This is a genomic window from Marinimicrobium sp. UBA4509, from assembly GCF_002388575.1.
GTDB lineage: Bacteria > Pseudomonadota > Gammaproteobacteria > Pseudomonadales > Cellvibrionaceae > Marinimicrobium > Marinimicrobium koreense.
The window spans coordinates 1-279 of sequence record NZ_DGMV01000082.1 but is presented as its reverse complement, the minus strand read 5'-3'; the positions used below and the strand labels follow the sequence as shown (position 1 = coordinate 279).

1 pseudogene is annotated in these 279 nt (G+C 64.9%); it reads right to left on the bottom strand.

From position 1 onward, the window contains the following. Positions 1–279, bottom strand: a pseudogene (locus B3520_RS14985) (excinuclease ABC subunit A); the annotation flags it as partial.

The window sequence follows — 279 nt, the reverse complement described above, 5'->3', positions numbered from 1 at the left end:
TGGGCTTCGCCGCCGCTCAGGGTGGGTGCGGCGCGGTCCAGGCTCAGGTAGTCGAGCCCGACTTTCTGCAGGAACTGGAGGCGGCTGTGCATTTCGGCCAACAGATCCCGGGCGATGGCCTGCTCATTGGTTTTCAGTTTGAGGGTTTTGAACCACTGCTCGGCGGCGACCACGGGTAGCGATGCCAGCTCGGCAATGGAGCGGTCCCGGAAGCGTACGGCCAGGGCGGTGGGGTTCAGGCGTTGGCCGTTGCAGCCCGGGCAGATTTTTTCCGTACCC